The sequence below is a fragment of the Mesorhizobium sp. WSM4845 genome, assembly GCF_055811455.1.
The window spans coordinates 262,561-281,439 of record NZ_JBVVQA010000001.1 but is presented as its reverse complement, the minus strand read 5'-3'; the positions used below and the strand labels follow the sequence as shown (position 1 = coordinate 281,439).

Sequence of the window (18,879 nt, the reverse complement as noted above, 5' to 3'; positions counted from 1 at the left end):
GTCGCCTATGACGAATGCGCACTGACAAGGGAGTGATTCACTCTGCCGAGTCTGTGGTTTGTTCGGTCACGCCGTCTTTCCATGCGCTCGGTCTGAAAATGGGATTGGCTGAACGGCTGGCGGCGCGTTCCATCGCCCTAAGGGTCGCGCTTGCAGCAGATGTCGCCGCGAATGGTGGCGCAGCGGTTCTTACGTGCGGCCGCGACGATCCGGAGCACGGCGACATGCTTGCGGCGGCGGCGGCCGCGCACTTACCGACAATCTCGGTCAGCAGCAGCTGGATCAGCGGACGCCTTCGCCTTTCAGAATACCTCCCGAGCGGGCGACAGGGTGAGGACTGTCGTTTGTGGCGGTTGGTTTCTGCCTTTGGCTCGACGCTGGGCGTCGACGCAGTTGGTGCTCTTATAGCCAGCCTGCCATTGACTGGCGATCCAGTGGAAACTGCTACCCTGACGACCTTCGGAAACGTTGTGGTTAACGAATTGCCGCTTAGCTGGCTTCCTGCGGAAACCCGCCCGTCGCCGGTAACGTCCGACGAGGTGGAAGGAGCGGCCGAGCAGCTGCCCGTGGCGCTCATTTCGGGTCCATCAATCACTGCCTTTGCCGCGCTCGCCGCGGGAGTTGAGTTGATTGTAGTGGGAGAAAATTGCTTCGCCGGCCTTAGCCTGACCTATGACGTCTCGATGCCTTCTGATCTGCCGGGCGCGTTCGCCTCCGTGTCTGGATCGCCCAGGAACCGTCGCGACGACGCCCGTCGAGCCCTCGCGCTGGAAGCGTTGCTGAACGCGCTGCCCAACCATGCCGACGCGTTGGCCGCCGCCTTGGACGAAGCTGTGACGGCGCTAGGGCGCGCGCCGCGCCGGTCTGTAAGCATCGTCATCAATAATTACAACTACGGCTCCTATTTAGGCGATGCGATTGCGACTTCGCTAAACCAGACGGTATCCGCGAGGGAAGTAATCGTCGTCGACGACGGTTCGACCGATTGCTCGCGCGAGATGATTACCGCCACGCCGGGAATTGTTTCGGTCTTCAAGACCAATGGCGGCCAAGCCTCCGCCCTAAACGAGGGATTCAAGCACGCGACCGGAGACATTGTACTTTTCCTGGACGCCGATGACCTGCTGCTTCCAAATTTGGTTGAGCAGATCGGCAAGGCATCGCTGCGCGGTGTGTCCAGATTGCAGTTCGGGCTGGAGACTGTGGACCAGGCTGGCCGGCCGATCGGGCTCTATGCGCCCGACGGACGTGATTCCGAAGGTTGGCTGTGCGGCGTGCTCGCAGCGCGCGGCATCTTTCCTTTCATGCCGACCAGTGGCAACGCCTTTCCGCGGCAAATCCTGGAGGCCGTGCTTCCGATTCCGGAGCAGGACTGGCGCCTTTGCGCCGACCTGTATCTGGTAATCGCATGCGCGACGCTGGGCGAGACAGCCGATCTCGACGAGGTGTTGGGGCAGTATCGCGTGCATGACCGAAACGGCTACTTTCGGGTCCTCGGCGCCGAGCCTTACCTGCTCCCAAAGCTTCAGGTGCAGCGTGCGCGGGCTTGGCGAGGCATCCTGCCGAAGTTGGCGCAATTCATGCCGCCCCCCCTTGCGGAGCGATTTCGCCTCGGCCTCAGGCGGCTGCTGTTGCAGGTCACGCTCGAAAGCCCGGATCGCTCGTTGACACGGATCATGAGGGACGTGGCTGGAGGGGTTGGCGACGCATTGACATCCCGTACTATGACCTTTGGCGATAGGCTACGGCGAGCGATCGAGTCATCGCGCTTGGCAATCGGCGGCCAGGCTGCGGGTGCCCATTCCATCGCCGCATTGAAACCCGAGTTGATAGATCTTGTCTATGCGGCCGGGCCCGCGAAATGGCCGCGTCTCAGCCCTGGAGAGCGTGTCGCGTTCGCCACGTCGCCGAAGGCACGCCGGATCGTCGGCGGGGGGTGGTCGCTCGGCGAAATTTCCGGATTAAGGCCGGAAGCGCCCGAAGCCTTTCTCGCTTTTCGTTTACCGGAGATCGCCGCGAACTGGCGGGCAAGGTTCGAATTCGAAATTTCCGGCGATGGGCCGGTCCGGGGCATCGAAGTGCGCCTCAACGGCGTTGCCATCGGTGATTTCAACCTTCATAGAACCGGCTCGATGGAATTCACACTGCCGCAGGAACTACTCCTGCGCTGGACGCCGATCGGTTCGGGCCCGGGAGCATACGCGGCATGCGTGAGCATGCGGGTGCCTCCCGCGCAGGCCGAACGGGTTTGCTTCCGGCTGTTAGAGATTTCTCTCGTACCGGCAGCGCCGCCGGTTGCGCCACGCATTCCCGTATCGCACGAGCTATTATTCTCACGCAAACGATCGCACGCTGGTTGGCCGCCTGAATTCTCGCGGGCCGACGGAATGCTGGTCAATGGATGGGACTGGCCGGACAGGCATGGCGTAGCGATGGCGGGTGCGCACGCAACTCTGGCATTGTCCGTGCATGAGCGTGCGCCTTACTCGCTCTGCCTTTGCCTGGCGGACGACGTCGGCTCTCCGCTCGTCGACGTGCTGCAGGTTGTCGTCAACGGCGTGATGATGGAAATCCACGAGGCCCCAGACGGGAGATCCTTTTCCGTGATGGTCTCCCAAGACATCGCCGGAATATCGGGCCGGCTCAAGGTGGAGCTTTGGCTCGGAGCCGATCCGGGAACTGGCCGATGGCCCTTTCTGCGACTCGCTTCGCTTCGAGTGGATGCGCTCACTTACGGTCGTGGCGGCACCGTCCTTAGCCCAAACATCCGCCATGACGCTGGACCCTATGCGGATGGCCCCGGGCGAGACGCGCGGGGATTAATCCCCGACGGAAAGGTAGCGTTGTTGGCGCCCGGCAACTTCCGGCTAGGCATTCCGGTGCCCGCAGGTTTTGGACCGGCGAGGCTGGCACTTTATTTGACGATGAGGGCGGCGCACACGGAGCCGGTCATGGCCAAATTGTCTGTCGGCGGACGAACCTGCCTTTACTGGTTGGGGGCCGACAATCTGATAACGGTCGACCTTCCGGAAGGGGAGGCGTGTCCGGTGCTGGAAGGCAGATTGGAAGGCGATTGGCCGTTCACGCTCGGTTCCGTTCAGCTTTTCAGGCCTGCCTCACCTGCGATCCAGCCGGATGAGGGGACTTCCGAAGCTGCGGCATCCTTCTTCGATGCTGGGACCTTGTCGCGTTTTACCGTCGCGCCCTCGGACTGGTATCCGGTGCTTGATTCGGCGCTCTGGTTTGCGGTGCATCGCACTGCCCTCAAGTTGCCGCCATTGCCTCAAGACTCGCAGTTCTTGAATGTAGCCGTGCTAACCCAGCTTCGACCGAGGCAGCATCTTCGGTTGATGTGTGGGGATGCGTACGCCGAAACCCAGATAGCCGGCCTCGAAACGCTCCGCCTGCCGATCGTGCCCTCTGACGCGAAACGCGGCCCGCTGCTGACGATCGAAGTGGATGCCGTCGTGGCCGCCATTGCCGTTGGCGCCAGCAGCCCCGGCATGCTCGGCGGCGCGATATGCGCCGTCGAGGTCGTCCGACACGCTGGACGATCGCGCGTAGCAGCCAGGCATGGACGGGCATCGGGCGACAAGGCACGGCGCAAGCTAGTGGATCAGGAAAAATGAGGGATCAGAGGCGAAGCGACGGCGGACCACCCAGTTTGAAAGCACCTGCGGATCTTACAGTAAGCGTGATCGTCACCTGCTACAACTATGGACATTTCACGCAGGACTGCCTCGAAAGCATCCTGGGCCAAACATGCCCGCCCTCCCAAGTGATCGTGGTAGACGACGGTTCCACGGATGCCACCGGCCGGGTTCTCGAGGGATACGGCAGTCGAATCGAACTGCTGAGGACCGACAATCGCGGGCAGGCAGCTGCCTTTAACGTCGGCTTCGCCCGATCGACTGGGAACATTGTGATCTTCGTCGACGCAGACGATCTGCTTCGTCCAGACGCGATCGATGTCATCCTCTACCACTGGAGCGACGATCTCGCCGTCCTCACATTCGGGCTGGAAACCATCGACGGTGCTGGTCACAGCACAGGCGTGCATGCCGCATCGATCAGATCGAGTGCGGGTGATAACCGTCCGGAATTGCTCAGTACCGGCGCTTTTTCATCTCCGCCGACATCGGGCAACGCGTTCTCGCGGCGCTTGCTCGAGCGCGTTCTGCCTATGCCTGAACCGCGCTGGCGCATCAGTGCCGACTGTTATCTCATCCGCGCGGCAGCGCTCTTCGGGCGCGCCGACCACGTGCCGCAGGTTCTGGGTTCTTATCGCATTCATGGCGGCAATAACCATGCCCAGGCGCTAGACGCCATGCCGCACCTCGCGCGCGAGTTTGCCAACAGAACCGACACCTCCGACGCGCTGTTTGATCTTGCGGAAGTCGCCGAGCGTTTTACCGAGGATCCACATGAAGCGGAGGCGCTGCGATTCCTGCTTGGCCACCGTGCCCGGAAAATTCTCGAAGAAGCGGGTGCCACGAGCCGAAGGCCTTCGCGAACATACCCACCGAGTGAAGTATCTGCGGGCCAGGAAATAGGGGTGGACCGTTCTGCGGTCGCTCGGCTGGAAAGATCGCGATGGCCGAAATTCCTACCTTTCGATCGCTGGACCGGCGTTCTCAGGGATAGGCGCGAACCCCTACGTCCTGTACCGGATCTGCTTGACGGCACGTCTTCGTCGCGATTCAGTAGTCTGGTTGAGTTCCGCATCGACCCATCGCCGGAAGCGCTGCTCCTCGCGCTCGAAATCGAACCTGCTGCTGGGGCGGACAATGGTCAGTCCTGTGCGGAGGTCAAGCTCGACGGGGAGCTTGTCTGGCACGGACAACTGAGCGATGCGATACGCGTGCGCGTACCGATCGCCTACGACCCTTGGGCGTTGGACCGATGCATCACGGTCGAGGTCTCCACTAGGGTCGGAGCCCAGCGACCGGCCGATCGTCAACCGCCTCCGCCAAGGATTCTTGGCCTGGAGGTATCGACCAAGGGAGTCAACGCGCCCGCGCCTTGTTTGTGCACGGCGGGATTGCTTCCTTTCGCGGAAGCGCTTGCCGCTGGACTCGACATCAGCGAATGGGAAACGGACAACGACGGCGGGGCAACCATGCGCGCCGAAAGTGCCAGAATGCGATTTCAGGTGGCGTCGTCGGGAAAGTTCGCAGTTGTTCTTTCTTTCGGAGAACTTCCGCCGCGCGGCTGGCTGCAGTTGCGTCAGGACGGGCGTTCCTTGTTTTCAGGCTGGCTCGGGAGCACACGAAGCTTGGTCGTGCGACTGCCCACAAACCAGGTCTCGGTCTTATCTAATGATATCGAAATCGGATTCGAGCCGGCTACCGACGCGGCGGGCGCGCTGCTTCGCATCGCCGAAATCGGATTGCTGGACCTGAGTCCGTCGGTGATTGACGATCGGAGCATTTCGCCTATCCTTAATCTAGGCGAATGCATTTTCCTCGGAATTGAGGATTCCGGCCGTGCCTTTCTAGGCTCAGGTTGGCATGTCGAGCCGGAATTGGGAGGTGCGCGCAACGTCTTAGCCGAAGCCCAGATGTCCTTTTGCACGCCAGAAATGGCAAGTGGTCTTATCCTTCGCGTCTGTATCGAACCGCTTTTCGGTCCGCTTCCAGGATTCCGCCACTTCTTCGCGGTCAGCGAGGACGGCAATATCCACACGGCCGTACAGCTCGATGGTGCCGGCGAGATCGAGATCAGGCTGCCCCGGCGATCCGGGCGCAAGCCTTCCAACCTCGTGTTTCACTCCGTGTATGTGCCCGAAACATCCGGTATGAGCGCGGCTGCGACGGTCGCAGCCTTCGTCCTGACCAGTATGGAGCTTCAAGGTCGCGAGGCGATCGACGCGCCGCCGTTTCTGCCGAAGGCGCAGGCGAGGCCGTCGCCTAGGTTCCGCTCTCTTATCGGGCAGGGCAAAGCGTTGCTTGTTTCAGATCGAGGTGCCGGCGGTATGGTAGAGCTGTCCGCGATTTGCCAGGAATTGGCCGAGTTCATCGAAACATGCGACGCGAAGGCGCTGGTCCTGCTCGCCTCGGAAAAAGGTAGTCTGGACGTCATCGTGGGCCTCGGCCATGCTGTCCAGAACGCAGAAGCGGTCGCCTTCGTGAGTGCAGTCTCTTGGACAGGCCGGCCACGTGACCGCCCCGAAGCGTCGGCATTGCGGGGATGGCTGCTGTCTTTCCTGTTTCGCCCCGCTTATCTGGCCCTTTCGCCTGACTTGGAAAGCCTGCCTGCGCCGCTTCTCTGGTTTCCGGATGGTGCGGCGGTCTATCTCGGTCGCGCGCCCGATATTCATTCCGCAGGCGCCCGTAAAACCTATCGTGCTTTTCTATTGCGTTTGCTTTCAAGTATCGACCGCGTCTTGGCACGCGCGCCTCTTGAAAGCGCCATCTACGCTTTGGCCGCTCGTTGCTTACGCGAGTTGCGCAGTACGGTCGCCATCTTCGGCGCCGGCGAATTGCGCGATCTTGTTCGGCTGCGCAGCCGATGCATCGAGCGCCTGCTGGTCCGGCACGGCGCGCACCTCGCCATGCCGCGCCGTCGCCCCCCATCCAGCGGAAAATTGCGGCTCGGTGTTCTGGTGCGCGATGTGTTGCCAAATCCCGAAGGTTGGGCACTGCTCGGCATGTACGCCGGTATCGACCGCAGTCTCTTCGAACCGGTGCTCATCCGCATGGACAAGGGGGCTGGTGGTGTCTCCGTTGGCAAGCGCTTCGAGCGCGAACTTTGCCTAAGTGGGCTTTCGGTAGGCGAATCCGTCGCAGCGATCCGAGCGCTGCAACTGGATCTCTTCGTAACCGGCTGCTACGTCGCCGATTACGAGAAGACGTCGGCTATTGTCGCGCACCGGCTGGCGGAGGTTCAGATCTGGCACGCCGCGGTGTGCCCGACGACTGGTGGATTTCGCAGCTTCGATTTCGCATTGTCGTGCCGCGCCACCGAACCTGGCGAGCCACAGAGGCATTACGTCGAACAGCTGGCCTGGATCGAGGGGCCGCTCCAAAGCGCCTATGCCTTCACCGAAGAGACCCCTCGAAGAACCGCAAAGCTCCGGCAGGACCTCGGTATCGCAAGAGACGCAGTGATGCTCGTGAGCGGCGCGATGGCGCACAAGGTCGAGGACAGGCTTCTGGAAACCTGGGCGGCGATCTTGCGCGATGCACCGGCGTCTATGCTCGTACTCTGTCCATTCGCGTCCAACTGGTCGATGGATTTCGCGCCTGCCCGTTTTCGAGATCGGCTCTTGCGCTGCTTGCAAGCTGCAGGTGTTTCGGAAGAGCGGGCGGTTCTTCTGTCGACTCAGACGCCGAAGCGAGTGAGAGAGATCATGGCAAACGCCGATCTCTATCTCGATAGTTTTCCCTACACTGGAGCGACGACCGTCTGCGAAGCGCTGTCGGCAGGTACGCCTGCGTTGACTCTTGCCGGCGACTCCCTTCGCGAGTTGACAGGAACATCCTGGATTCGAGCCTTCGGACTACCTGAAATGGTCGCACACACCCCTGACGATTACCGCTTCATTGCTGCGGGGCTGGCGAACGATCGCCAGAAGTTGAGAGCGCTTCGAGACCGGCTGGGCTTGGCCTTGGCGGCTGGCCCACTCGCCCACAACGATCCGCAGCGATTCGGCCCCGAATTTTCGGCTGCGCTCGAAAAGATCGCGAGAGAGGCCGGTTGGTGGACCGAGCGCGTCCGCAATGATGAAAGCAGGGCGACTCGGGAATAGCGTGCGTCATCCGATATTCCCGGGGCCGCCGGCCGCGCCGTTTCCGCCGGTTCGGGACGAGCCACTCAGTCAAGCCACTCAGTCACGATGGTAATGCTGGCGGGCGTTGCTTTGCGTTCCAGCCAGCGAACCCATCCTATCTCCCACGGCGGCCATGGTCATCGTGCATTCATGGGAGACGGGGAGACATCGCCAACATCTTGTTCAACAAAGTCTTTCCGCAACTGGACACCTCGACCTCCCGGCATTTCCGCGACTGGTGGTGCAGCAATGAAGTTGTGAACGGTCTGATGTGCGTCGGTGGGTTACGGTCTCGGTCTTTAGGGCTGATGCTGGCGGCCGATTTCGGCATGGCGGCGGCGTTTTTCATAGAGGTGCGAAAGTACAGAAGCCGTCAGCATGATCGCGATTGTCAAATGCGCAGGCATTGGAGATCCATAGCAATGAATGATAAACAAGAGGGCGGTCCACGAACGCAGCCCCAACCGGTGAATGGGAACAGATGCCGCCCGCGGCTGTTAGGTCGTCATGTCGAGGTCTACATTGACAGTCGAGTTGAACCGAAAGTTATCAAGGACGTTGATCTCGAATTGGCCCAGATAGATTGATTGGTCCAAACAACAATGCAGGTTCAGTAGACAACGAGGTATCATGCAGGCTGACTTGGTCTATGACGTCGGAATGAACAATGGGGATGATACCGCATATTACCTCCACCGAGGTTTTCGTGTCGTAGCCATCGAAGCTGATCCAAATCTCTGCAAAGGCGCCGTGAGCCGCTTCGGGAAAGAATTGGAAAGCGGATGTCTGCAGATCGTCAACATTGGGATCGCGGCAAAACCCGGCGTCTCAGATTTCTGGATATGCGAAGCACACAGCGTTTGGAACTCTTTTGACCGCACTATTTCATCCCGCAACGGATTGCCCCACCACAGGATCCAGGTCCCTTGCCAGACGTTCGGATGGGTCTTGGAGCAATACGGTGTGCCATTCTACCTTAAGGTCGATATCGAAGGTAACGATTTCCTATGCATCGAAGCGTTACAAGATCGTGCCGATCTGCCGGCGTATGTCTCAGTTGAACTAGGTGACCTCGATCAGTTCGTCACGAAATTGAGCGCTCTCGGCTACAGGGAATTCAAGTGCGTAAGTCAGTTCCATTTCCTCCCCTTGCAACTTCCGCCCACCCCGGAGCAGCTGGCATTGGAAGCTGGGGATACGAGCACACTGCGGCGGACACGCGATTGGGTTTTCCCGGAAGGGGCATCAGGTCCATTCGGCGAGGATACGCTTGGACGATGGCTTGATCAGGATGAAGTCCGCCGGACACACGCCCACTACTCGAAGCTCCGCGACGAGCAGACCTCAACACCGTTCTGGTTTGGTGCGAGCTTTTCGTTCTGGCTGGACCTGCACGCTCGGCGTGGGATGTCGAGCGCGGCGGGCGTTTGAACTCCTTTTTTTGACGCTCCACAGTTTACCCTGGGGGACCGTATTCTGGAAGGATATCTTCAGAAGCCCCACCGCCGGAAAGGCAAAGACACTGCATGGCCGAAGGGCGGCAGGCCATGTATAAACTTTATTCTATTCTTTTATGGAGCGGCTCGGCTTCATTCGTGTGGGGTACAGTCAGAAGGCCGGCAACACGACTCTGACCCCCAGGCGATCGAGGTCCGCCGCGAGCGTCTTTGCGTCAGTGAACAGCACCGACTGCCAGCCGGCCGCCTTGGCGCCGTCGACATTCTTCTGGCTGTCGTCGATGAACAGCGTGGCCGCGGGCTCGAGGCCGAATGCAGTCGCGTGATGGTCGTAAATGCCGCGATCCGGCTTGATCATGCCGATCTCGCCCGAAATGGTCACACCGCGCGGGCGGTTGAGGAAGTCGAAACGCTGCCGGGCTTCGGCAAGCGTGTCGGACGCAAAATTGGTCAGCATGGTGACGTCGTGGCCACTCTCGATCAGCTTGTCCATGAGCTGGACGCTGTCATCGTAAGCGTGCGGCACCATCTCGTGCCAGAGGCGGCGGAAGTTGCGGATGTTTTCGGCGTGGTCCGGGTGTTCGGCGATCAGCAACGCCTCGGCCTCTTCCCAGCTGCGGCCGCGGTCCTGCTCGATGTTCCAGTCATGCGTGCAGACATTGTCGAAAAACCACTTTCTCTCCTCGGCATCCGGAATGATACGGCTGAACGGCAGGTTCGGATCGTAATGGATCAGCACTCTGCCGATGTCGAAAACGATGTGGCGGATTTCGGTCATTCTTGTCCTCGTTCAACGCAGTTCAATGGGGGGCGATGTGGGCGATTCAATGTGCGCGCTGCTTCTTCGTCGCGCCCGGTATCGCTGCTTCGATTACCTTTTTCATGACGGTGGGCAGTGCTTCGCCGGAAATTTCGTCGGCCAGCGACCAGAAATGACCCGCTGGGGCGGCGACATCGATCATCGCTTTGAAGATTTCGAGTTCGAGCGCGAAATGGGTGAAGACATGGCCAATTTTCCCGGCTGGCCGCCAGTTGCCGGGGAAGGGCGCCGCCGCCGCTGTGGTGCCGCCGTCGATCCGCGCGGTCCAGCCGGTCGTCGGCACTTCGGTCATGCCACCGAGCAGGCCCTGATCCCCACGTTTGCGCAAAAGGATGGCGCCATCGCCGCGTACGGCAACGAAAGCAGCCCCGCGCCGCAATGGTTTCTCGCCCTTCGGCAGGCGGACAGGGAAGCGTTCGGCATCGCCGGAAATAATGGCGCTGCAATCCTCGCGCAGCGGGCAGAGCCCGCAGCGCGGCCGCCGCGGCGTGCAGATCGTCGCGCCGACATCCATCATCGCCTGGGCGAAGTCGCCCGGCCTGGTCGCTGGAACCATGCGCTCGACATAGGTGCATATGTCGCCCTTGGCCTCGCTCAGCGGCGTGACGATCGAAAACAGCCGGGAAACCACCCGCTCGACATTGCCGTCGACGACCGCGGCGGGCTGGTCGAAGGCGATCGCGGCGATCGCCGCCGCCGTGTAGGCGCCGATGCCGGGCAGCTCTCTCAAGCCAGCTTGCGTATCCGGAAACCTGCCGCCTTGCCGCGCGACGAGATTGGCGCAGGCCTTGAGATTGCGCGCGCGGGAATAATAGCCGAGTCCGGCCCAGGCCTTCATGACATCTTCGGTCGCTGAAGCGGCCAACGCCTCGATATCGGGCCATTTCTCGACAAAGGCCCGGAAATAGGATTTTACCGCTTCGACCGTGGTCTGCTGCAGCATGACTTCGGAAAGCCAGACCCGGTAGGGATCGGGCCGTATGCCGCGTGCCAACTCGCGCGGCGCAATGCGCCACGGCAAGTCGCGATGATGCGCGTCGTACCAGGCGAGCAGGCGGGACGCGATCTCGCCACTTTCTCCGGATGCGGCTTTGCCGCTGTCTCCGGATGCGGTCTTGCGGGTCTGGTCGTGCAGTGCCATTGATCGAGGACTGGCCTAACCGATGCATGGTGAAGGTCGTGACTGGAGAACGCACATGGCAGGGAAAAGGCCCTTCGGCAATCCCGTTCCGGTGAGTGATCTCGCAACCCAGATCCTCGATCCGGTGCTGCGCAAGCGAGCCGGCATGTCGATCGGGCTCGTCCAGTCATGGGAGGAGATTGCCGGGCCGCGGCTTGCCAGCCGTTCGCGCCCTGAAAAGATCCAGTGGCCGCGCCGAATGCATGAAGATGATCCGTTCGAGCCGGCGGTGCTGGTCATCGCCTGCGAAGGCATGGCGGCGCTCCATCTGCAGCACGAGACCGGCGAGATCATCAACCGGGTCAACGCCTTCCTCGGCTTCAACGCTATCGGTCGGATCAGAATCGTGCAAAAGCCGGTCACGGTTGACAAAGGCCGGCTTAAACCAGGCATCCGGCCGCTGACCGCGGCCGAGAAGGTGAAGCTGTCAGGCACTGTCGGAATGATCGAGGATGATGGGCTGCGCGCCTCGCTGGAGCGGCTCGGCGCCACCATTCTCGGTCAAAAGAAAACATAATCTCGCGCTTTCGTGATCGCGTAGCCAAGTTTTGGCGATTGGAATGGGGACGGCGATGCCTTAATTCGCGCCAACTCTCGCCTTTTCTAGCCTTTGCATTGCAAAATCCAACCATTGTCAGGTGATTCGTATGCCCCGTCTTTTGTCCCGCAGAAACCTCCTGTCGTCACTGGCCGCCATTCCGGCGGTGGCTCTGCTCGCCGCCTGCAGCGACTCGGGCGAGAAAGCCGTGGCGGAGGATGTGAAGCCTGCGGCCCCCGCCGATGCGATGACGCCGGCCGATCCGGCAAAGCCGGCCGCTCCGGCCGCGGCCAAGGCGCCTGAGGCCCAGGGCACGGTGGACATGGCTGCCTTGCTGAAGCCCGGCGCGCTGCCCGACATGCAGCTCGGCAAGGACGACGCGAAGGTCGCCATCGTCGAATATGCCTCGATGACCTGTCCGCACTGCGCGCATTTCCATGAAACCACCCTCCCGGCGCTGAAGACGAAATACATCGATACCGGCAAAGCCCGCCTTATCCTGCGCGAGTTCCCCTTCGATCCCAGCGCCGAGGCCGGTTTCATGCTGGCGCGCTGCTCCAAGGACAATTATTTCCCAATGGTGGACGTTCTGTTCAAGCAGCAGGCGAACTGGGCAGGTGTCGCCAATACAAAGGACGCCCTGCTGCAAATCTCCAAGATGGCCGGTTTTACACAGGAGTCGTTCGAGGCCTGCTTGACGGACCAGAAACTTCTGGACGATGTGAGGTCGGTCCAGAAGCGCGGCGCCGATGAATTCAAGGTCGACTCGACGCCGACCTTCTTTATCAACGGGAAGACCTACAAGGGGGCGCTGTCGATTGAGGAAATCTCGGCCATTATCGACCCTCTGCTCTGACGTCTCGGCAGCGCCTAAGCGGCTGCGCTTCGGCGTGCGCAACTTTTTGTTGCGCCGCGAGTTCTTGTCACCAAACCGCGGAACACTTTTGCAGAACCCGCTTTTGGGGCGGCGCGAATGAAATTCTCGCGCCTTCGCCTGCTCGGTTTCAAGTCGTTCGTCGAACCCGGTGAGTTCGTCATCGAACGCGGCCTGACCGGCATCGTCGGCCCCAACGGCTGCGGCAAGTCGAACCTTGTCGAGGCGCTGCGCTGGGTGATGGGCGAAAGCTCGTACAAGAACATGCGCGCGTCCGGCATGGACGACGTCATCTTTTCCGGTTCCGGAACGCGTCCGGCCCGCAACACCGCCGAAGTCACGCTTTTCCTCGACAACAGCGACCGTAGCGCGCCCTCGGCCTTCAACGACGCGGACGAGTTGCAGGTTTCGCGTCGCATCGAGCGCGAGGCGGGTTCGCTCTACCGCATCAACGGCAAGGAAGCCCGCGCCAAGGACGTGCAGCTGCTTTTCGCCGACCAGTCGACCGGCGCCCGTTCGCCCTCGATGGTCGGGCAGGGCCGCATCGGCGAGCTGATCCAGGCCAAGCCGCAGGCGCGTCGCGCGCTACTGGAAGAGGCGGCCGGCATTTCGGGCCTGCACACACGTCGCCACGAGGCCGAACTGCGTCTGAAAGCGGCCGAACAGAATCTGGAACGGCTGGACGACGTCGTCGGCGAGCTGGAAAGCCAGATCGAAAGCCTGAAGCGCCAGGCTCGCCAGGCCTCGCGCTTCAAGAACCTGTCGGCCGATATCCGCAAGGCTGAAGCGACGCTGCTGCATCTGCGCTGGACGCTGGCCAAGACGCAGGAAGGCGAGGCGCGCTCGGCGCTGGCGATCGCCACGGCACTGGTGGGCGACCGCGCCGCCGCCCAGATGGCTGCCGCCAGGGAGCAAGGGATCGGCGCCCATCGGTTGCCGGACCTGCGCGACGCGGAAGCCGCCGCCGCTGCCGCCTTCCAGCGCCTGTCGATCGCCAAGACGCAGATCGAGGAAGAAGCGGGCCGTATCCGTGCCCGCCAACTGGAGCTCGACCGCCGGCTCCAGCAGCTCGACGGCGACATCGTCCGCGAGGAGCGGATGGTCCGCGACAATGCGGATATTCTTGATCGCCTCGCCGCCGAAGAAGCCGCGCTCAACACCGAGAACGCCGGCGCCGCCGACCGCGAGGCCAGCACCCGCGCGGCAGTCGAACAGGCGGCGTCGACGCTTGCTGCCAGTGAAGCCAAACTCGCCGGGCTGACCGCCGAACGGGCGGAGGCCGCCGCCTCCCGCAACCAGATCGAACGAACGCTGCGCGATACCGCGGAGCGCCGCGACCGTTTCGCCCGCCAGCTCGCCGATGTCGACCGGGAATTGTCCGATATCGCCTCCAGGGTCGCCGGCCTGGCCGATCCCGCCGAGAAGCAACTTCTGGTTGAGCAGGGGCTGGCGCTGCTCGAGGAAACCGAAGCCGCGGCGATTGCCGCCGAACAGGCTGTCGCCGAGGCGCGCGCGGCGGAGAGCGCCGCCCGCCCACCGGTTCAGGATGCAAAGGCCGAGCTGGCGCGAATCGAAACCGAGGCCCGCACGCTGGCCAAGATCCTGAATGCCGCGAGCGGCGACCTCTTCCCGTCCGTGCTGGAGCAGATCAGCGTCGAGCGCGGCTACGAGACGGCGCTGGGCGCGGCCCTTGGCGAAGATCTCGACGTGCCGCTCGACCGCAGCGCGCCGGTGCATTGGGGCCAAAGCGAGGTCCAGCCCGGCGACGCCGCTCTGCCCGAAGGCATCAAGAGCCTTGCCAGCGTCGTCCGCGCGCCGGCGCAACTCGCCCGCCGATTGGCGCAGATCGGCATCGTCGAAGCCGGCGACGGAAAGTGGTTGCAGGCGCAGCTTGCTCCCGGGCAGCGGCTGGTCAGCCGCGAAGGGGCGCTCTGGCGTTGGGACGGATTCACCGCCAGCGCTGACGCGCCGACCGCCGCCGCGCAGCGGCTGGCGCAGAAAAACCGGCTGTCCGAGCTCGACGCCGAGGCGGTCCACGCGAACCGCATCCTGCGCCAAGCCGAAGAGGCCCTTGCCAATGCCGAGCAGGCGCTTGCCCAGGCGAGCGAGGCCGAGCGCAACGCCCGTCAGGCCGGGCGTGATGCCCAGCATGGGCTGGACGCCGCCCGCAACGCGCTGGCCGAGGCCGAGAAGGCCGGCGGCGAGCTGTCGAGCCGGCGCGCCGCACTTGACGAGGCGCGCTCGCGCATCGTCGACAGCCATGAAGAGACGGCCGCGGCTTTCGTCGAGGCCGAGATGCTGTTGCAAAGCGCTCCCGATCTCGGTGATCTGCAGGTGCAGCTCGATCAGTCGGCGGCCAACGTCGCTCGCGACCGCGCTACCCTTGCCGATGCCCGCGCCGTCCATGAAGGCTTGAGGCGGGAAGCCGAAGCGCGCTCGCGCCGCCTCGACGCCATCGGCGTGGAACGCCGCAACTGGCTGGAGCGCGCCGAAAACGCCTCGACGCAGATCGCCGCACTCGGCGAACGCAAGGCCGAGGCCGAGGCCGAACGCGAAAGGCTGGCCGGCGCCCCCGACGAGATCGACGCCAAGCGGCGCGCCTTGCTGTCGCAGCTTGCCGAAGCCGAAAGCCTGCGCCAGGCCGCCGGCGACCGGTTGCAGGAAGCGGAAAACAAGCAGTCCGAACTGGACAAGGCCGCGACATCAGCGATCCAGTCGCTGGCCGAGGCGCGCGAAACCCGCGTCCGCGCCGAAGAACGGCTGACCGCTGCCGATGAAAGACGGCTGGAGGTCGAGGCGCGCATCCAGGAAACGCTGAACACGCCGCCGCATCTGGTCATCCGCCACACCGGCCTGGAGGCCGACAGCCCGATGCCGGAGATGACTGAGATCGAGCGTCAGCTCGACCGGCTGAAGATCGAGCGCGAGCGGCTCGGCGCCGTCAATCTGCGCGCCGAGGAAGAGCAGAAGGAGCTGTCGGACCGGCTGGAGACCATCGTTTCAGAACGCGAGGACATCATCGAGGCCATCCGCAAGCTGCGGCAGGCGATCCAGAGCCTGAACCGCGAAGGCCGCGAACGGCTGCTGGCTGCCTTCGACGTGGTCAATGGCCATTTCCAGCGGCTGTTTTCGCATCTGTTCGGCGGCGGCACGGCGGAACTGCAACTGATTGAGTCCGACGATCCGCTCGAGGCCGGTCTCGAAATCCTCGCGCGGCCACCCGGCAAGAAGCCGCAGACGATGACGCTGCTTTCCGGCGGCGAGCAGGCGTTGACGGCGATGTCGCTTATTTTTGCCGTGTTCCTGACCAATCCCGCGCCGATCTGCGTCCTCGACGAAGTCGACGCACCGCTCGACGATCACAATGTCGAGCGTTTCTGCAATCTGATGGACGAAATGGCGGCCACCACCGAGACGCGCTTCGTCATCATCACGCACAACCCGATCACCATGGCCCGCATGAACCGGCTGTTCGGGGTGACCATGGCCGAGCAGGGCGTCAGCCAGCTCGTGTCGGTCGACCTGCAGGCGGCCGAGGCCCTGCGCGAGGCGAGCTGAAGCGTCGACCGCACAGCTTGTCGGTAGCGCCTGTTGGGGCTTTCGGCTAAAACACGAATTGGACTGGGTCGGTTCCGTTCATTCTGATGAGCGTTTTGATGTTGCGCATGATCCTCTCCGAAATCGATCTCGATTTCGCGATCATGTGCCAGCATATGTGTGGAGAACCTTGTTGCCTGTACTTGTCACGGGAGCCGCAGGATTCATCGGCAGCCATGTTTGCCATCATCTCCTGAGCAGGGGGGAAGTGGTCGTCGGCGTCGACAACATGAACGACTATTACGACCTGGCGCTCAAAAAGGGGCGCCTCGCCCGCTTGCAGCCTTACAAGGATTTTTCATTTCACCAGATCGACATCGCCGAACAGGGCGCTCTTGCCGACGCTTTGGCCGGGCAAGGCATAGTCAGGATCGTCCATCTCGCCGCTCAGGCGGGTGTGCGCTATTCACTCGACAATCCGAGGCTCTATGTCCGTTCCAATGTTGTCGGCCATCTCGAAGTGCTCGAATTCTGTCGCGCGCAGCCCGCATTCGAGCATCTGGTCTATGCCTCGTCGAGCTCGGTCTATGGCGGCAACCGCAAGGTGCCGTTCAGCGAGACCGATCAGGTCGACAAGCCCGTCTCGCTCTACGCCGCCACCAAGAAGTCCGATGAACTGATGAGCCACACCTACGCACATCTCTTCGGGGTGCCGCAGACCGGCTTGCGATTTTTCACCGTCTACGGTCCCTGGGGCCGGCCCGACATGGCCTATTGGATATTCACCAAGGCGATGCTCGAAGGCAAGCCGATCCGGGTGTTCAACAATGGCGAAATGTGGCGGGATTTCACTTATGTCGAGGATGTGGTGAGAGCTGTCGTTGCCGTGCTCGACAAGCCGCCATCGGCTGAAGTTCCGCCGAGCAGGCTGTACAATGTCGGCAACAACCGGCCGGTGCGGCTCGGCGATTTCATCGACACTCTGGAAAAACTGCTCGGCGTAAAAGCGATCCGCCACAGCGAGCCGATGCAAAGCAGCGATGTCGAGCGGACCTATGCCGACATGACTGCGCTGGAGCGCGATTTCGGCTTCAAGCCGAGCGTTTCGACAGAAGACGGGCTGAAAAAATTCGTCGACTGGTACCGGTCGGAATGGGCTGGATCAACGACAAGGTGACTGCGGCCTGCGGGTCGTCGCGGTGCGCGCCTTTCTTCCTACGACCCCAAGGCCTCGAATCGTCACGGCCATCACTGTCATCCTCAAATAGAATGGATGGTTCCTGAAATTCCACTCACCTGAAAGACAGTGACGGTGGTTCTGGGACATCGACTTCGGCATCGGTGAAGAGATTCGGAAACAGCCGTTCCCTGAAATCGAGAGGAAAAGCGATCCGGACCGGTGCCTTCGGAGTATCAGATTTCAGGAAACCGCGGTCGACGAGTTCCGACAACGTGTTCCGTGCCGTGCGCTCGGATGTCTTCAGCACCAAATTGGCCTCGCCACGCGGCAGCCTGCCGTGCCGCAATACCGCCGCCACCAGATCAGGCGCCCGTTTGTCGTCAACGATATCCTTCACCAAGGCGCGATAGCGGGCCTCAAGCCGTCTGAGGTCGAACATGGTGATCGAGAACCGCACCTGGTCGAGCGCGACTGTCAGGAACCATTCGCCGAAATCCTTGAGTGCTGATTCCGAAAGATTTCCTCGGCCGTCGCGGTCGCCCTGTCTGGGACTGTCTGCGTAATCCATCATGCGCTTGTATTCGCCGCGATCTTTCAACCCACGAGCGAGTCCACGAGATATCGACCATAGGCCATTGCCGCCGATTCCGGCCTTGAGCGCCATAGCGTGAGACATCAGGCGACTGACGCGGCCGTTGCCGTCTGGAAAAGGGTGGATATAGTTGAGGCGGTGATGAGCTGACGCAATCGCGTTGATGCGCAGGCTGGCCTGCTTTTCGGTCATCGCGTACCGTTTCTCGAAGTGCTCCATAAAGGCCACCCTGTCAGACGATGGCGGCTGATGGCGGCCAACAACAACATCATGCTCTGGAGACGACCGGAACCTCGCCAGGCACGATCTCGGCCCTGGTGCCGTCGGGTTTGTCGACGAACCGGAATTCCTCCGGCATCTCGTCGTAGAAGACGCGATGAACCCGCCGGATGAAATCGATCGAAGTCGGGCTCGGCAACTCCCCACGCAAACCGAGGCCGTCAATCATCCTCTGAACTTCGACATGCGCCTTGGCCTCCAAGGCGAGAGATCGGCGTTCAGGGTCAATCTCGGCTCCGGCCAATGCACTCTCGATGTCCCGAGGTCGGGTTTTGTGACCTTCGATCAAATTCGAATAGTAAGAATTCATGACGCGCACGAGATCGGCCAGCTCGGCAGCCGATTCCGCATGCAGGGCTCGTCCGAGTTCATCGGCCGCCTTTTGCGTCTCGATCGCGAGATCGGCCAGGACGGTCGGTACCGCGTCGTCAAAAAACAGCGGCTCAATGCGGGTAGGTGTTTCAAGCATTCTTGCCGATCTCAATCGTCTCTCAATCACCTGCAATGTAAGGCATTTGAGGCCATAAGTCAGCACAATTGCCGATATCGGTTGCCGATCTCAGGCCGGCGATCAAGCCGCGAACCCGAAATGTCCCAAGTGGGCGGCCGGGCAGGGCGCGACTGGCTCCTGGAAATCATAAGTTGCCGAGC

Annotated in this window: 12 protein-coding genes; 8 read left to right on the top strand and 4 right to left on the bottom strand. The window is 62.0% G+C overall.

Annotated elements, in window-relative coordinates:
• Positions 1-14 precede the first annotated feature (14 nt).
• The 4 genes from AC0L2C_RS01235 to AC0L2C_RS01220 all read left to right on the top strand — a co-directional run bounded on the left by AC0L2C_RS01235 (position 15) and on the right by AC0L2C_RS01220 (position 9,202).
• Positions 15-3,629, top strand: coding sequence for a glycosyltransferase (locus AC0L2C_RS01235; RefSeq protein ID WP_473522517.1), 3,615 nt, complete (start codon positions 15-17; stop codon positions 3,627-3,629).
• Between the two features lie 65 nt (positions 3,630-3,694).
• Positions 3,695-7,750 carry a glycosyltransferase gene (locus AC0L2C_RS01230; RefSeq protein WP_473522516.1) on the top strand — a complete coding sequence of 1,352 codons (4,056 nt, stop codon included), beginning with the start codon at positions 3,695-3,697 and terminating at the stop codon, positions 7,748-7,750.
• A 200-nt stretch (positions 7,751-7,950) separates the two neighbouring features.
• Positions 7,951-8,358 carry a hypothetical protein gene (locus AC0L2C_RS01225; protein WP_473522515.1) on the top strand — a complete coding sequence of 136 codons (408 nt, stop codon included), beginning with the start codon at positions 7,951-7,953 and terminating at the stop codon, positions 8,356-8,358.
• A gap of 43 nt (positions 8,359-8,401) precedes the next feature.
• Positions 8,402-9,202, top strand: coding sequence for an FkbM family methyltransferase (locus AC0L2C_RS01220; RefSeq protein ID WP_128245127.1), 801 nt, complete (start codon positions 8,402-8,404; stop codon positions 9,200-9,202).
• A 177-nt stretch (positions 9,203-9,379) separates the two neighbouring features.
• Here the strand turns inward: AC0L2C_RS01220 and AC0L2C_RS01215 are convergent, their stop codons facing one another.
• On the bottom strand, positions 9,380-10,006 hold the full coding sequence (locus AC0L2C_RS01215) for an HAD family hydrolase (protein WP_128245128.1): 627 nt from the start codon (positions 10,004-10,006) through the stop codon (positions 9,380-9,382).
• A 46-nt stretch (positions 10,007-10,052) separates the two neighbouring features.
• A complete protein-coding gene (gene mutY / locus AC0L2C_RS01210) occupies positions 10,053-11,189 on the bottom strand; it encodes an A/G-specific adenine glycosylase (RefSeq protein ID WP_473522514.1) in 1,137 nt (378 codons plus the stop codon).
• Positions 11,190-11,244: 55 nt separating this feature from the next.
• Here mutY and AC0L2C_RS01205 point away from each other — a divergent pair, with 55 nt between their 5' ends.
• The 4 genes from AC0L2C_RS01205 to AC0L2C_RS01190 all read left to right on the top strand — a co-directional run bounded on the left by AC0L2C_RS01205 (position 11,245) and on the right by AC0L2C_RS01190 (position 17,354).
• Complete coding sequence (locus tag AC0L2C_RS01205; RefSeq protein ID WP_128245130.1) at positions 11,245-11,745, top strand: DUF721 domain-containing protein; 501 nt, start codon at positions 11,245-11,247, stop codon at positions 11,743-11,745.
• A gap of 130 nt (positions 11,746-11,875) precedes the next feature.
• On the top strand, positions 11,876-12,622 hold the full coding sequence (locus AC0L2C_RS01200) for a DsbA family protein (RefSeq protein WP_287358019.1): 747 nt from the start codon (positions 11,876-11,878) through the stop codon (positions 12,620-12,622).
• A gap of 117 nt (positions 12,623-12,739) precedes the next feature.
• On the top strand, positions 12,740-16,198 hold the full coding sequence (smc, locus tag AC0L2C_RS01195) for a chromosome segregation protein SMC (RefSeq protein ID WP_473522513.1): 3,459 nt from the start codon (positions 12,740-12,742) through the stop codon (positions 16,196-16,198).
• Positions 16,199-16,370: 172 nt separating this feature from the next.
• A complete protein-coding gene (locus AC0L2C_RS01190) occupies positions 16,371-17,354 on the top strand; it encodes an NAD-dependent epimerase/dehydratase family protein (RefSeq protein WP_287280016.1) in 984 nt (327 codons plus the stop codon).
• Between the two features lie 115 nt (positions 17,355-17,469).
• On the opposite strand, the gene AC0L2C_RS01185 is transcribed toward AC0L2C_RS01190, so the two are convergent.
• Both AC0L2C_RS01185 and AC0L2C_RS01180 read right to left on the bottom strand, forming a co-directional pair.
• Positions 17,470-18,168: a Fic family protein gene (locus AC0L2C_RS01185; RefSeq protein ID WP_473522512.1), complete on the bottom strand. Its 699-nt coding sequence runs from the start codon at positions 18,166-18,168 to the stop codon at positions 17,470-17,472.
• Between the two features lie 49 nt (positions 18,169-18,217).
• Positions 18,218-18,697, bottom strand: coding sequence for a Fic family protein (locus AC0L2C_RS01180; protein WP_473522511.1), 480 nt, complete (start codon positions 18,695-18,697; stop codon positions 18,218-18,220).
• Between the last annotated feature and the right edge of the window lie 182 nt (positions 18,698-18,879).

Coding starts and splice junctions, on each gene's coding strand:
- mutY (WP_473522514.1), bottom strand. CDS start 11,189: ATGGCACTGCACGACCAGACCCGCAAGACCGCATCCGGAGACAGCGGC.
- AC0L2C_RS01215 (WP_128245128.1), bottom strand. CDS start 10,006: ATGACCGAAATCCGCCACATCGTTTTCGACATCGGCAGAGTGCTGATC.
- AC0L2C_RS01200 (WP_287358019.1), top strand. CDS start 11,876: ATGCCCCGTCTTTTGTCCCGCAGAAACCTCCTGTCGTCACTGGCCGCC.
- AC0L2C_RS01185 (WP_473522512.1), bottom strand. CDS start 18,168: ATGGAGCACTTCGAGAAACGGTACGCGATGACCGAAAAGCAGGCCAGC.
- smc (WP_473522513.1), top strand. CDS start 12,740: ATGAAATTCTCGCGCCTTCGCCTGCTCGGTTTCAAGTCGTTCGTCGAA.
- AC0L2C_RS01205 (WP_128245130.1), top strand. CDS start 11,245: ATGGCAGGGAAAAGGCCCTTCGGCAATCCCGTTCCGGTGAGTGATCTC.
- AC0L2C_RS01180 (WP_473522511.1), bottom strand. CDS start 18,697: ATGCTTGAAACACCTACCCGCATTGAGCCGCTGTTTTTTGACGACGCG.
- AC0L2C_RS01220 (WP_128245127.1), top strand. CDS start 8,402: ATGCAGGCTGACTTGGTCTATGACGTCGGAATGAACAATGGGGATGAT.
- AC0L2C_RS01235 (WP_473522517.1), top strand. CDS start 15: ATGCGCACTGACAAGGGAGTGATTCACTCTGCCGAGTCTGTGGTTTGT.